Origin of the sequence: Haloarcula taiwanensis, assembly GCA_002844335.1 — an archaeon.
GTDB lineage: Archaea > Halobacteriota > Halobacteria > Halobacteriales > Haloarculaceae > Haloarcula > Haloarcula taiwanensis.
Genome location: CP019154.1, coordinates 494,292 through 507,403, shown reverse-complemented (window position 1 = coordinate 507,403; position 13,112 = coordinate 494,292). Strand labels below are relative to the sequence as shown.

Genomic DNA, 13,112 nt, shown 5'->3' with positions numbered 1-13,112 from the left:
AAGCTAAGCCATGAGCCGCGCTACGTATCTGCTCAAGCGCTTGGTACTGTCGATCCCTGTTATCATATTCGGGACGACAGTAACGTTCGCAATTATCCGGCTGGGGCCGCTCAGTCCTGCAGCGGCGATCCTCGGCCCCCAAGGTGACGCTCGTGCGATTCGACAGATCGAGCAACGGTTGGGACTGAACGAACCGCTCTGGGAACAGTACTTCGACTTTATGGGAGACCTGTTCCTGTTCGATCTGGGCCAGTCGTGGGTCGTCAACTCCGGGACACCGGCAATCGACCTCATCATCAGCTACGCACCACGGACGATCTGGCTCGGATTCTGGGCGGTCCTGATCGCCCTCGGGATCGGCATTCCGCTCGGCTTCTACGCCGGCCTGAATCCCAATACGTTCTCGGATTACTTCGCTTCCTTCGGTGGGATTGTCTGGCGGGCGATGCCGAACTTCTGGCTCGCGGTCATTCTGGTGACGGTGCTGTCACAGACGGAACAGCTGTTCGGGTTCAGTTGGACCAGCTTTATTGTCGAGACCAACGTCGTGACCTCGCCGAACCTCGCCGTGCTCAAGAATCCCACGAGACTGATAACCGATCCGGGACAGGCATGGACCAACCTCGCGAAAGCGACAAAACAGATACTGCCGCCCGCACTGGTGCTCGGATCCGCATCGATGGGCACAGAGATGCGGATCGGCCGAACTGCCGTTCTCGAAACGATCAACTCGAAATACGTCGAAACAGCCAAGGCCAAAGGCGTCTCACCGCGGGTACTGGTCTGGAAGCACATCTTCCGGAACGCCCTGATTCCGCTCGTACCGGTGATCACTGCGGAGGCGTTCATCTTGATCGGCGGGTCAGTGCTCGTCGAGACCGTCTTCTCGATCAACGGTATCGGTCTCCTGTTCTTCCGGGCAGCGGAGCAGGGTGACCTCCCACTTGTTGGAACACTGATGTATCTGTTCATCCTTCTTATCGTCGGGCTGAATATCGTACAGGACTTCGCGTACACAATCATCGACCCACGCGTGGGGTACGACGGATGAGAGAGACAGAACCCACCGAAGACATCGATCAGCCGCTGAGGGACCGACTCAAGGCACACCCTAGACCGGCACTACTGTGGGGTGTCGTGCTCTGTGCCCTGTTACTGCTTGAGGGACCGACGTACCTCGATGGGTTGTTCGGCGCGATAAGCTACGTGCTCGCGTTATTCCCGGGGTCGCCCGGCGCTGAGGCGTTCGCCAGTGCGTCAGCCCTCTGCAGCGACCTGCCGCATCTGCTGAGCCGAGAACTGATACCCAACCGAGGGTACTACGACGGGAGTGCTTGGCAGGGCACGTTCCTCGGCCTTGAGCCGAAGTACGCATGGCTCATCCGCTTCCTGCTGGTGTATGCATACGTCGCAGTCTTGTTGGCGTGGCTGTGGTACGGGTACGTGCTCTTCCGACGGCACTATCGCGCTGCTGACTGGACGCCGACTGACGACGTCATCGACCGGCTTCGAGGTCACTACTGGGGCCTGTTCGGACTCGCTGTCGTCGTCTTCTTCGTCACAATGGCCGTGTTCGCTCCCGTTGTCGGCCCAACGACAGCCGAAGAGAATATCCAGGGGCCGTACTCCCACGAGATGCAGTACTTCAACGAGGACACGGAGACGGTCGAAACGATTACCATCGGCGAGGCGAATCTCGGGTCCGCGTCGCGCGGGAGCGGGGACAGCAACGTCGGGATATGGAGTTACGACGACTTCGGGCGATTCCACCCTGTCGGAACGCTCGTCAGCGGTAAGGATCTGTTCACCTTCCTCGCCTTCGGCGCACGGGTGTCGCTGTTCATCGGCCTCGGATCGATGGCGATTGCGGGCTTTATTGCGACGACGCTGGCGTTAGTTACCGCCTATTACAAGGGGGTAACTGACCTCATTGTGGTCCTGACCAGTGACTCCGTGCAGGCGATGCCAGCATTGCTGCTGGTGATTCTTGCGACAGTGGTGTTCAAGAACCACTGGATAGCAGAGATTTACAACGGGGCGATGCTGTTCATCCTCCTGTTTGCGCTGATACGCTGGCCGGGGCTGTGGCGGGCGGTACGTGGTCCTGCGTTACAGGTCGGCGAACAGGAATGGGTAGACGCGGCAAAGAGCTACGGCCAGCGACCCACTGTGATTATGCGGAAACACATGGCACCGTATATCCTCGGTTATCTCCTGGTTTACGCCTCCCTGACGCTCGGTGGCGTCATTATTTCCGTCTCTGCCCTGTCGTTCCTCGGACTCGGGATTACCGCCCCGACTCCCGAGTGGGGGCGGGCGATTAACATCGGGCAACAGTACATCGCCAGTCAGTCCTGGCACATCTCGCTCATTCCGGGTATCCTGATTACGCTGGTCGTCACCGGCTTCAACGCGTTGAGCGACGGGATTCGGGACGCGATTGACCCACAGAGCGAGGGTGCTGAAGGCGGTGCAACTGGCGCGGCCGCCGGAGGTGGTGGCGGATGAGCCACATCGAAGACGGCGAGCCGCTGCTGGCCGTTGACAACCTCCGGACCGTGTTCCACAGCGACAAAGAGGAAATTCGCGCTGTCGACGGCGTTTCATTCGATATTGCACGCGGCGAGACGCTCGGTATCGTCGGCGAATCCGGTTCGGGCAAGAGTGTCACCGCGCGCTCGATTATGGGACTGGTCGATAGTCCGGGCGAAATCAGCGAGGAGTCGTCCATACGGTTAGACGGGCGAGAGCTGACGACGCTTTCGGAGAAGCAATACCGATCAGTTCGTGGCGGCGACATCGCGATGGTGTTTCAGGACCCGCTGAGCTCGCTCAATCCGGTGTACACTGTCGGGAACCAGATCATCGAGGCGCTGGAGCTCCACCGCGGTATGGAAGGGGCCGAAGCCAAGTCGGAGGCCATCGAACTGCTGCGTGCAGTCGGCATCCCCGACGCGGCACGCCGTGTCGATGAGTTCCCCCACGAGTTCTCCGGTGGAATGCGCCAGCGAGCCGTCATCGCGATGGCACTGGCCTGTGACCCAGACCTGCTCATCTGTGATGAGCCGACGACAGCACTCGATGTCACCATTCAGGCCCAGATTCTGGACCTGTTACAGGAGATTCAGACGAAGCGTGACATCGGTATCATGTTCATCACGCACGACATGGGCGTCATCGCGGAGGTCGCCGACCGCGTCGCCGTGATGTACGCCGGCGAAGTCGTCGAGCAGGCACCCGTAGAGGAACTGTTCGCGAACCCACACCACCCCTACACACAGGGACTCTTGCAGAGTATTCCCGGCCGGAACCCCAGTACAGATCGGCTACCCACTATCGAAGGGGACGTGCCGACGCCACACGAATCGGCGTCGTACTGTCGGTTCGTCAGCCGGTGCCCGAAGGCCTTTGACGAGTGTGAGCGGGTCCATCCCGCCCACGTCGAAGTCAGCGAATCAGCGGACCACACGGCCGCCTGTCTCCTGTACCCCGAAGATATGCCTACCGACGACACTGTGACACAGCACGAAGCGAACGCGGACCAGACAGGCGTCGAAGCAGACGAAGCACTGTCGGCGGACGACTGGCCAGTTGAGCGCCGAGCAGCCGGTGAAGACACCGGCCCGGCCGGGTCCGAAGACAGCGACGCACGGGCTGATGGTGGCCACGGCAGCAGTGCCGTGGACACCGGCGGCCAGCGGGAGGGAGGTGACCCAGATGAGTGAATCTGTCGTCGAGACCGCGTCCCACCAGACCGGCGAGACATTGCTCGATGTGCAGGATCTGAAGACGTACTACGAAGGCGGTGGACTGCTCGGCGGGGACCCAGTGAAAGCCGTCGACGGCGTGAACTTCGAGATCTCGCGCGGCGAGACGTTCGGGCTGGTCGGTGAATCCGGCTGTGGCAAGACAACCCTCGGTCGGACACTCATCCAACTGGAAACGGCTACCTCCGGGACAGTCTCCTTCGATGGAACGGATATAACCGAACTCAGCGGCGACGACCTCAAGGAGTGGCGCCGCAACGCCCAGATGGTGTTTCAGGACCCCGAATCGAGCCTCAACGACCGGATGACTGTCGGTGAGATTATCCGCGAACCGCTGGACGTCCACGAGCAGGGCACGGCTCGCGAGCGTCGGGAGAAGGTGCGGACACTGCTCGATCAGGTCGGACTCATGCCGGAACACTACTACCGGTACCCCCACCAGTTCTCCGGCGGCCAGCGACAGCGTATCGGCATCGCACGGGCGCTCGCACTCGAGCCGGAGTTCGTCGTCCTCGACGAACCCGTTTCGGCGCTCGACGTGTCCGTCCAAGCCCAGATACTCAATCTGCTGGAAGACCTGCAAGAAGAGTTCGGCCTCACGTACCTCTTCATCGCGCACGACCTGAGTGTGGTCCGGCACATCTGTGACCGCGTCGGAGTGATGTACCTCGGGAACCTCATGGAGGTCGGGCCGACGGAGCAGTTGTTCCAGCGCCCAGAAAACCCCTACACACGCGCGTTACTGTCGGCGATTCCGGAACCGGACCCGACGGTTCAGGCAGACCGGATTACCCTGCCCGGCTCGCCACCGAGTCCACGGGACCCACCGGAAGGGTGTCCCTTCGCAACGCGGTGCCCCGTCCGGATACGGCCCGAAGACATAGACGCTAGCGATGCGGTGTGGGACCGGATCCGAGAGTTCCGTGATGTCATTCGCGAGCGGTCCCGCGCGGAACAGTCGCTCGGTGAGCGGCTCAAGGAACGGCTCGGGTTCGACACCGCGTTGGCTGACGGCGAGGAAATCGTCGAGGAAGAGTTCAGCGACGTGGACCTCCCGCCGGACGTACGAGAGCACGTCGAACAGGCTGCGACGTATCTCAGTGATGGGGACCCCGATGCTGCACGGGCGTACCTCAAGGAAGTGTTCGGCGGTCGGTGTGACACCGAAACACCGCAGTACTACGATGTCGACGACAGACGGATGAGCTTCTGTCACCGGCACGCACAGGAGCACGTCTCCCCTGGCGACGAACTGCGCCAACGTGGCTACGACACGCACGATGGATAACCTGGCGGGAAAGGTACTCGATCTGCTGTGGTACGCCATCGGCGTAACGCTCACAGCGACGCTTATCGGCGGCGTACTCTCACCGCTTCGCGGCGGCGGCTGGGTGACAGTGAAGTTCGTGCTGTTTTTTATCGGCTTCGCGCTGTTTGGCTACGCTTCGGTTACGCTGTGGCGTGCGCCGTCTCTCGATTCCGACGACTCGGACGACTCCGCCGTGTCGTTTGGCGTGTCGGCACGGGAGCGGACACCGTTCGAGTCGATGCTGGCTCGTGTCGTCCCGCCCCTCGATACGCTCGCTCCGCCCGAAGACCGGCTCTCGCCGCCGGTGAAGCTCTTCGTTGCGAGTCTGTTCGTCCTCGGGCTCTCCCTGAGCATGGAAGTCATCTTCGGCGTCCAGTGACACCACCATTTACCTCCCGCGGGCGTAACGACAGGGTATGGTAAAGACAGGTGGCGAGGGGACAGACGACCTCGAACGGCTTGCCGCTGGTTCTGACGCCCGCAAGGCATCGTGGAAACAGACGTTAGAGGAGACACAGGCGCTGGCGGACCAGCGGCGTTCTGACGGCCGCGAGGCAGTCGTCGTCCCCGCCGGGGATGCGGGTCTACGGACAGTCGACGACGGTGACAGCCTCGAACTCGTGTTCGTTATTCCGGGCAACAAGGCCGAAGGCGTGACGCGACTGGTCGAATCGAATCCCCTCGAAGCGTACGACGTGTACCGGCGAACAGTCGGAGAGCAGGTGTTTCTGGCCGTCGAGTATTTCGATCCGGACGCCGCTTCGCTGTTCATCGCTGGCGCGTACGAACTCCGGGACGCCGGTAACGCGGTGACTGCTGCGAACGACGGGGCGACGTTCCAGACGTTGCTCAGGAAACTGGACGGGACGCCGGTCGCATCGTTCGACCACGCAGACCGGACGAAGTTCCTCCCGACCGACAGGCTCCCGGTCGAGGAGTAGGGACAGGCGTCAGAGAGTACGCGACAGTTGAACAGTGTGTCACGGTCGCTATCGAACTTCACCGGCGTGCCTACGATAGGACACGATGGCCCACCTCGCAGTCCAAGACCGAAAGGACCATTCACTAGCCCCCGCAGAGTTCAATCTGCGCGAGGGTAGCCGAGCTTGGCCAAAGGCGGTGGGCTTAAGACCCGCTCCCGTAGGGGTCCGTGGGTTCGAATCCCATCCCTCGCATTCTGCGACGAGTGAACACGAAGAGCGGTGCAAACGGGATGCGAACTACGGACGGGAGAGCGATTCGGGTGAGGAGAGTGCGCTGTTCACCGGACGCTGTGGCTTGTGCACAGTTGGCCACAGACTTCACAGGAGCAACGCTGACCGCTTATGTGTGACACACTCGACAGTCTATGTGGCACAGCCGTGTCGGTCACAGATCCGGGTGCGGCGATGACAGATGCTTCGAACGGAGAGAGGGCGGACACGACGCGTTTTTGCACGTCTGTGGCCTATACCGGCGTAATGACTGACGTGCCAGACGACGTTGCCGAAGCGTTCGACCGACACGATGCGCTCGTCCCGGCCGGGGATAGCTACGCTGTCGAGACGACGAACTTCGACGCTCGCGTAACTGCGACCGAGGGCGAAGAGTGGCGGACGAACTACGAGGTGACGGTCAGAGCGCCGTCGCTGCAGGCCGCGACAAGCGACGAGGTCGGTGCTGCCGTCGTCGATGGCTGGCTTGAGACGCTGGAGCGGCGGCTGGAGGACGCGCCGAAAGCGACCCGAACTGCTGTCGAACTGGACGAGTACAGCGTCGTCGAGGACGGCGAGCAGGTCGTGGTCGCGTTCGAGTACACAATGGGTGGCGAACGGCAGGCCGCAGACGTCGCAAAGACCTTGGTCGAGTACGTCGAAGGGACGTACGTTGAGGGCGTCATACCCGGTTACGACTACGTCGGTGTCGTGGCTGACCTGCTCAATTCGGCGAGTACCGGTGGCAGTGACGGCTCTCGTGGCGGGACACCGCTATAGTGGGGCCGTGCCGAGTACGGCATACAGATAACGCTCTGTCTCAATCCATCGCGATATACGTCTGTGTCGTTTCGACGCCCTGAATTTCTTGGATGTGCGTCGCTGCGACATCCTTGACTTCAGCGGGCGTCTCCACGTTCACTTTCGCTATAAAGTCGACGTCACCGGCAACGATGTGTGCCTCGACAACACCGTCGACGGCTTCGATATCATCCTTCAGGCGGTCCGCGTCACCGGTGTGGGCTTTGACCATAACGTATGCAATGACCATGTTCAGGCACCTCCAAGCGCGGTTGCGCGCTCTGATTCGCCAACAACGATGCTTCGGACATCCGAAAGCGTCTCGAAGTCGGCCAGTATCACGACTCGGTCACCGGCCTCTAGCGTTTCGTCCGGGTTGGGAATGGCGAGCGGGGCCTCGCCTTTCCCGTGTGCCATCAGCCGGGAATCCGACGGCAGTTCCAGTTCCGACAGCGTGTACCCCTCCATCGGCGATTGCCGCTGGATGGTAAACTCCACGAGCTGGAGGTTCTGTGCGATATCGGCGACTGCGCGGATGTTCCCGCCCAGCAGCGCATTCTTGGCGGCGATAGCGCCCAGTCGTTCAGGGTAGATTACCTCGTCGACCTCGGAAGCGTAGCGCCGGTAGATCTCTTCGCGGTAGTCCTCGTCGATGCGCATGACGGTTCGACAGCCGTGTTCTTTGGCGATCATACAGGCAACGAAGTTGTCGTTCAGGTCGCCGGTGAGCGCGCCGAGTGCGTCGGCAGCTTCGAGATCAGCGCTGCCGAGCGTCTCCTCGATAGCGCCATCGCCCGCAATCACCTCGAAGCCAGCCGTTCGCGCGCGCTCGACTGCGTTCTCATCGCGCTCGATGAGGACAACTTCGTGGCCACTCTCTTGCAGGACGCGAGCCGTCCGCAGTCCGACACGACCTGCACCCACGATAACGAATCGCATACACCCTCCTATGGGGCGGGGGTGAATAAAAGTACCCACCCGGTGGAACCACCAGACGCCTTGACCACGCCGTCAAACAATACAGCCGTTGTTTTTTCCTGACGGAACCTTTTTCGTGCCATGACACGACACACCATAATATGGTTAGCGCGTTCATTATGGTCAAGACGGCTGCCGGCAAATCCGAAGACCTCCTTGCGGCAGTTCGAGACGCCGAAGGCATCACTGAGGCACACATCGTCGCCGGGCAGTACGACATCATCGCCGAAGCGACAGGTACCGAGGTGTACGACATCATGCAGTCGGTCTCGGGTCACATCCGAGACCTCAACGGCGTCGACGACACGCGCACGTACATCTGTTTGGAGTGAGCGCCCCGCGTTGTTCCGACACCGCAAAGGGACTTGCCGCCCTACAGCGAACATGGTCAGTGTCGCCGGTATTATCGGCCTGCTCGTCATCGTGCTGGTCAACAGTGCTGTGACGGCGCTCATGACGCGCTTTTTCCGCGTCCGCTTGCACACTCGGTGGGGGAGCCTCATCTACTCGCTGCTCCTCTGTCCGGTAGTCATGGTCGTCATCCTGCTGGTGTTGAGTGGCGTGTTCAGTCTCGGTGCGAACCTCGGGAGTCAGACCGCTGTCCTCCTCGTAACTATCGTTATTCCACTCGCTACCGGGATGACGTTCGATTACTTCTGGATGCCCGCTCCCGACGAAGTCGAACTACCGGCGTCGATGAACTAATCGAGAATCGCTGCTCGGACCTGTTCGTACACAGCATCCGGGTCGGCGGTTGCGTCGACGCGAACGAACCGCTCCGGGTCGGCTTCGATTAGTCGCTCGTAGTTGTCACGCACCGTTGTGAGATACTCTGCCGTCTCGAACTTGTTCGTCGCGCCGCTTCGCTGTGCGGCGGTTTCTGGATCGAGATCGAGATACACAGTCCGGTCCGGCGGCCGGGTCCAGGGCGCGTGGACCTCGCGAACGTACGACAGCGGGTCGTCCAAGGTCTCACTCGCTTCGAGTGTCGCACCCTGATAGGCGTACCGAGAGTCGCTGTAGCGGTCGGAGACAACGAGCCGGTCTTCGCTGAGTGCCGGTCGGACCGTGTCCGAGAGGTGTGCGGCGTGGTCTGCCGTATAGAGGAACAGTTCGGCCAGCGAGTCCGCGTCGTCGTTGTCGATGGAGCGCTGGACGGCGTCGCCGTACCAGGTATCGGTCGGTTCGCGCGTGAACACAGTTTCGCTGGGGACAGCGTCGTCGCTCCGGAGCCGTTCCCACACGGTCGTCTTGCCGCTCCCGTCCAGTCCTTCGAGCGTGACGAGCATACCTCACAATCTGTGTGGGGGGACGTAAGCGCCCCGACCTGAACGGTGTATCCGTAGCCTGACACAAGTGACCGGACTGCGGGCCCGTCGATCAAATAAATACGCTCACCTTTACGGTTCTACCAACTGTATTGGAGTCCATGGATGTACTTGTCGTCGGCGGGACCGGATTCATCGGACAACACCTATGCCGTGAGCTCGACGAGCGAGGGCACACCGTCACTGCGCTGTCTCGGTCACCAGAAGACGCAACACTACCAGACGGTGTCGAAACCGTCTCCGGGGACGTCACAGACTACGGGAGTATCGAGAGCGCGTTCGAAAATCAGGACGCGGTGTATTATCTGGTCGCACTGTCGCCCCTGTTCAAACCGGACGGCGGCGACAAGATGCACGAGCGCATTCATCTCGGCGGGACGGAAAACAGCGTACAGGCCGCAGAAGAGCACGGCGTCGACCGGTTCGTCCAGCTGAGCGCACTGGGTGCAGACCCCACCGGCGACACACACTACATCCGGTCGAAGGGAGAGGCTGAGCAGGTTGTTACGGAGTCTTCGCTGGACTGGACCATTTTCCGCCCGTCGGTCGTCTTCGGTGAGGGCGGTGAGTTTGTCTCCTTCACGAAGCGCCTCAAGGGGATGTTCGCGCCGGGTGTCCCGCTGTATCCGCTTCCCGGCGGCGGCAGACAGACGACGTTCCAGCCGATCTGGGTCGGTGACCTCGTGCCGATGCTCGTCGACAGTATCGAATCCGAAGACCACGTCGGCGAGACCTACGAGGTCGGTGGGCCGGAAGTACTGACGCTCAGAGACGTGACCAATCAGGTGTACGATGCCGAGGGGTCGTCAGTAAGCGTCGTCCCCCTTCCGATGCCACTAGCGAAGGTCGGGCTCTCTGTCTTGGGAAGTGTCGGGTTCCCGATGGGTGCCGACCAGTACCGGTCACTCAAATTCGATAACACGCCAGCGACCAACGAAATAGATGCATTCGGTGTCAGTAGTGACTCTCTAACGACACTCAGCGGATATCTCAGGGGAGAAGCGCCAGCAGTAGCCACTTCCTAAAGAGAATTGTGTTAGATAGTATTGATTTTCAATCCTGGCTTTCAGGGCTGAGAGCCGGGCAAAACACTTATACTCGCCATCGCTCTTTGACCCTTTAAGCGGAGAACCATATAATGAAACTGGCGATGATCGGCTTCGGGCAGGCCGGTGGCAAAATTGTGGACAAATTCCTCGAGTACGACAAGGAAACCGGCTCGGGAATCGTCCGCTCGGCTGTTGCGGTCAATACAGCAAAAGCAGACCTGCTTGGGCTAGAACACATTCCGGAAGAGAATCGAGTGCTCATTGGCCAGGCTCGCGTCAAGGGCCATGGCGTGGGCGCGGACAACGAACTCGGCGCGGAAATCGCCGAAGAGGACATCGACGAGGTGCAGGGTGCGATTGACAACATCCCCGTCCACGAAGTCGACGCCTTCCTCATCGTCGCCGGCCTCGGCGGCGGGACGGGGTCGGGCGGGTCGCCGGTCGTCGCAAAACACCTCAAGCGCATCTACACCGAACCGGTGTACGGTCTGGGCGTCCTGCCGGGCAGCGACGAGGGTGGTATCTACACCCTCAACGCCGCCCGCTCGTTCCAGACGTTCGTGCGCGAGGTGGACAACCTCATGGTGTTCGACAACGACGCCTGGCGACAGACCGGCGAGTCCGTTGAGGGGGGCTACGACCACATAAACGAGGAAATCGTCCGCCGCTTCGGCGTACTGTTCGGAGCCGGTGAGATCGAGGCCGGCGACAACGTCGCCGAAAGTGTCGTCGACTCCTCGGAAATCATCAATACGCTCGACGGCGGCGGCGTCTCCACCGTCGGCTACGCCTCCGAGGACGTCGAGGTGTCCTCTGGCGGCGGCGGCCTGCTCTCGCGGTTCAAGGGCGACGACTCGTCCGACGACGGAATGGATACGGCCAACACCACGAATCGTATCACGTCGCTCGTCCGGAAAGCCGCGCTCGGCCGACTGACACTCCCCTGTGAGATCGAGGGTGCAGAGCGTGCCCTCCTCGTGATGGCAGGGCCGCCGGAGCACCTGAACCGGAAGGGAATTGAGCGCGGCCGGAAGTGGCTTGAGGAGCAAACCGGTTCGATGGAGGTCCGCGGTGGCGACTATCCGACCAACGCCCCGAAAGTGGCCGCATCCATCCTGCTGGCCGGCGTCCACAACGTTCCGCGAATCAAGGAACTCCAGCAGGTCGCCATCGAGGCCCAGGACAACATCGACGACATCCGTAACCAAAGCGAAGATAACTTAGAGGACTTGGTCGAAGACGACGAAGATGAACTTGATCCGCTGTTCTAACAAGACCGTCGCACTCCTCTGTGTTGTCGCGCTGCTCGCGACTGCCGGCACAGCGAGTGCGTTCTCTGTCTCTGCCGACGGGGTGCCGACCGAGAGTGCCGTCGGCGAAGAGGTGTCGGTGACGTACACGATAGACGACCCGTTCACCGATGCGCCGAACGAATGGACACTTGCCGGTTCGACCGAACTCCAGAACGTTAGCTGGACGGTCACCGTGTTGCGTGCTGGGAATCAGGTGAATCAAGAGACCTACGGCGACCAGTCTTTCGAACAGGATCTGGAAATCGATAACAACGGTGACCAAGTCCGCGTCGAACTCGTCGGCACGACGCCAGCCATCTCGAATTACACGTACGACCCGGCACAGAACTATCAGGTCGCCTCGCTCAGTCGAATCAGCGGCAACAACGAAGAGGAGTTCCGCAGCGACACCGCTCACCACTACACCGAAGAGAGTCAGGCCGCGAGGCAAGCGATCGACGACGCACAGGCTGCAATCGACGCGGCCGGTGGGAACGAAAACGCCGAAGAACTGGTCAGTAGCGCCATCTCCTCATACGAGAACGGAAACTTCCAGAACGCCCAGGACCTCGCCGGGCAGGCTGAGAGTCAGGCACAGCAGGCCCAGCAGAGCGCCCAGACCCAGCGAACGCTCCTGCTGGTCGGCGGCGGACTTGTCGTCCTCCTGTTGCTGGTCGGTGGCGGCTACTACGCGTACACGCAGATGAGTGAGGACGAGTACTCCAAGCTGTAATGCGTCTTGTCGTCCCCGTCTCGGGGTCTGCCCCCAAAACGCGACTTGCGTCTGTTCTGTCTCCAGCCGAGCGCCGTGATTTTACCGAAGCTATGCTTTCAGACGTCGTCGACGCAGTGACAGCGGCGGGCCACGAACCCGAGATCATCTCGACAGCACCGCTTGACTGTGCCGTGCCGGTCACCGTCGACGACCGCGGACTCGACGCGCTCGTTAACGACCTGCTCGCGTCGACAGTGACTGACGGCGAACGAGCGCTTGCCGTCGTGATGGCCGACCTCCCGCTCGTAACTCGTGAGAGCATCGAGCGACTGCTCGCTCCCGAAGCCGACGTGGTGCTGGCCCCGGGCCTGGGCGGCGGGACGAACGCCTTCGTCTGTCGGCACCCCGAATTCAGGGTCGATTACCACGGCGCGTCTATCCGCGACCACCGAGAGACCGCACGCGACGTGGGAGCCAGCGTTACCGAAATTGACTCGCGGCGGCTCGCGACCGATATCGACGAACCGGATGATCTCGCAGAGGTGCTGTTACACAGCGAGGGCGCGGCCGCGGATTGGCTCACACAGTCAGGGTTCGAACTGACAGCCGCCGGTGGGCGAGTCGACGTGCAGCGATCTCGGTAGTTTGGACCAGTCTCCGCCGCCGTAATATCAATCCTG

Annotated in this window: 16 protein-coding genes and 1 tRNA gene; 14 read left to right on the top strand and 3 right to left on the bottom strand. The window is 61.2% G+C overall.

The window, feature by feature from the left end:
- Positions 1-10 precede the first annotated feature (10 nt).
- The 8 genes from BVU17_02660 (at position 11) to BVU17_02625 (ending at position 7,049) form a co-directional block, all read left to right on the top strand.
- Entirely contained in the window at positions 11-1,051 is a 1,041-nt protein-coding gene (locus BVU17_02660) for a peptide ABC transporter permease (GenBank protein ID AUG46474.1), read from the top strand.
- On the top strand, positions 1,048-2,508 hold the full coding sequence (locus BVU17_02655; protein ID AUG46473.1) for a peptide ABC transporter permease: 1,461 nt from the start codon (positions 1,048-1,050) through the stop codon (positions 2,506-2,508). The genes BVU17_02660 and BVU17_02655 overlap by 4 nt, the downstream gene beginning before the upstream one ends.
- Positions 2,505-3,725 (top strand): ABC transporter ATP-binding protein, encoded by a 1,221-nt coding sequence (locus tag BVU17_02650; GenBank protein ID AUG46472.1) that lies wholly within the window; start codon positions 2,505-2,507, stop codon positions 3,723-3,725. The genes BVU17_02655 and BVU17_02650 overlap by 4 nt, the downstream gene beginning before the upstream one ends.
- Entirely contained in the window at positions 3,718-5,055 is a 1,338-nt protein-coding gene (locus BVU17_02645; GenBank protein ID AUG46471.1) for a peptide ABC transporter ATP-binding protein, read from the top strand. Before BVU17_02650 ends, BVU17_02645 begins: the two co-directional genes overlap by 8 nt.
- A complete protein-coding gene (locus BVU17_02640) occupies positions 5,048-5,455 on the top strand; it encodes a hypothetical protein (protein ID AUG46470.1) in 408 nt (135 codons plus the stop codon). Before BVU17_02645 ends, BVU17_02640 begins: the two co-directional genes overlap by 8 nt.
- Positions 5,456-5,492: 37 nt before the next feature.
- On the top strand, positions 5,493-6,017 hold the full coding sequence (locus BVU17_02635) for a hypothetical protein (GenBank protein AUG46469.1): 525 nt from the start codon (positions 5,493-5,495) through the stop codon (positions 6,015-6,017).
- Between the two features lie 149 nt (positions 6,018-6,166).
- Positions 6,167-6,251 (top strand) — tRNA-Leu (locus BVU17_02630).
- Positions 6,252-6,536: 285 nt separating this feature from the next.
- On the top strand, positions 6,537-7,049 hold the full coding sequence (locus BVU17_02625) for a hypothetical protein (GenBank protein ID AUG46468.1): 513 nt from the start codon (positions 6,537-6,539) through the stop codon (positions 7,047-7,049).
- Positions 7,050-7,089: 40 nt separating this feature from the next.
- On the opposite strand, the gene BVU17_02620 is transcribed toward BVU17_02625, so the two are convergent.
- The gene (locus BVU17_02620; GenBank protein AUG46467.1) at positions 7,090-7,320 is read right to left on the bottom strand and encodes a transcriptional regulator; all 231 of its coding nucleotides are present in this window, start codon (positions 7,318-7,320) and stop codon (positions 7,090-7,092) included.
- Positions 7,321-7,322: 2 nt separating this feature from the next.
- Positions 7,323-8,009, bottom strand: a complete 687-nt coding sequence (locus tag BVU17_02615; GenBank protein AUG46466.1) for a potassium transporter Trk — start codon at positions 8,007-8,009, stop codon at positions 7,323-7,325.
- Positions 8,010-8,149: 140 nt separating this feature from the next.
- Between BVU17_02615 and BVU17_02610 the strand changes: the two genes are divergently transcribed.
- Both BVU17_02610 and BVU17_02605 read left to right on the top strand, forming a co-directional pair.
- Positions 8,150-8,380 (top strand): ArsR family transcriptional regulator, encoded by a 231-nt coding sequence (locus tag BVU17_02610; GenBank protein ID AUG46465.1) that lies wholly within the window; start codon positions 8,150-8,152, stop codon positions 8,378-8,380.
- Between the two features lie 52 nt (positions 8,381-8,432).
- Positions 8,433-8,753: a hypothetical protein gene (locus BVU17_02605; protein AUG46464.1), complete on the top strand. Its 321-nt coding sequence runs from the start codon at positions 8,433-8,435 to the stop codon at positions 8,751-8,753.
- On the opposite strand, the gene BVU17_02600 is transcribed toward BVU17_02605, so the two are convergent.
- Positions 8,750-9,337, bottom strand: a complete 588-nt coding sequence (locus BVU17_02600; protein AUG46463.1) for a dTMP kinase — start codon at positions 9,335-9,337, stop codon at positions 8,750-8,752. The two genes, BVU17_02605 and BVU17_02600, sit on opposite strands and share 4 nt — an antisense overlap.
- Positions 9,338-9,477: 140 nt before the next feature.
- Between BVU17_02600 and BVU17_02595 the strand changes: the two genes are divergently transcribed.
- The 4 genes from BVU17_02595 (at position 9,478) to BVU17_02580 (ending at position 13,076) form a co-directional block, all read left to right on the top strand.
- A complete protein-coding gene (locus tag BVU17_02595; protein ID AUG46462.1) occupies positions 9,478-10,401 on the top strand; it encodes a complex I NDUFA9 subunit family protein in 924 nt (307 codons plus the stop codon).
- 113 nt (positions 10,402-10,514) lie between these two features.
- Entirely contained in the window at positions 10,515-11,696 is a 1,182-nt protein-coding gene (locus BVU17_02590; GenBank protein AUG46461.1) for a cell division protein, read from the top strand.
- Positions 11,674-12,450 carry a hypothetical protein gene (locus BVU17_02585; GenBank protein ID AUG46460.1) on the top strand — a complete coding sequence of 259 codons (777 nt, stop codon included), beginning with the start codon at positions 11,674-11,676 and terminating at the stop codon, positions 12,448-12,450. The genes BVU17_02590 and BVU17_02585 overlap by 23 nt, the downstream gene beginning before the upstream one ends.
- On the top strand, positions 12,450-13,076 hold the full coding sequence (locus BVU17_02580) for a 2-phospho-L-lactate guanylyltransferase (protein ID AUG46459.1): 627 nt from the start codon (positions 12,450-12,452) through the stop codon (positions 13,074-13,076). Before BVU17_02585 ends, BVU17_02580 begins: the two co-directional genes overlap by 1 nt.
- The last annotated feature ends 36 nt before the right edge of the window (positions 13,077-13,112 follow it).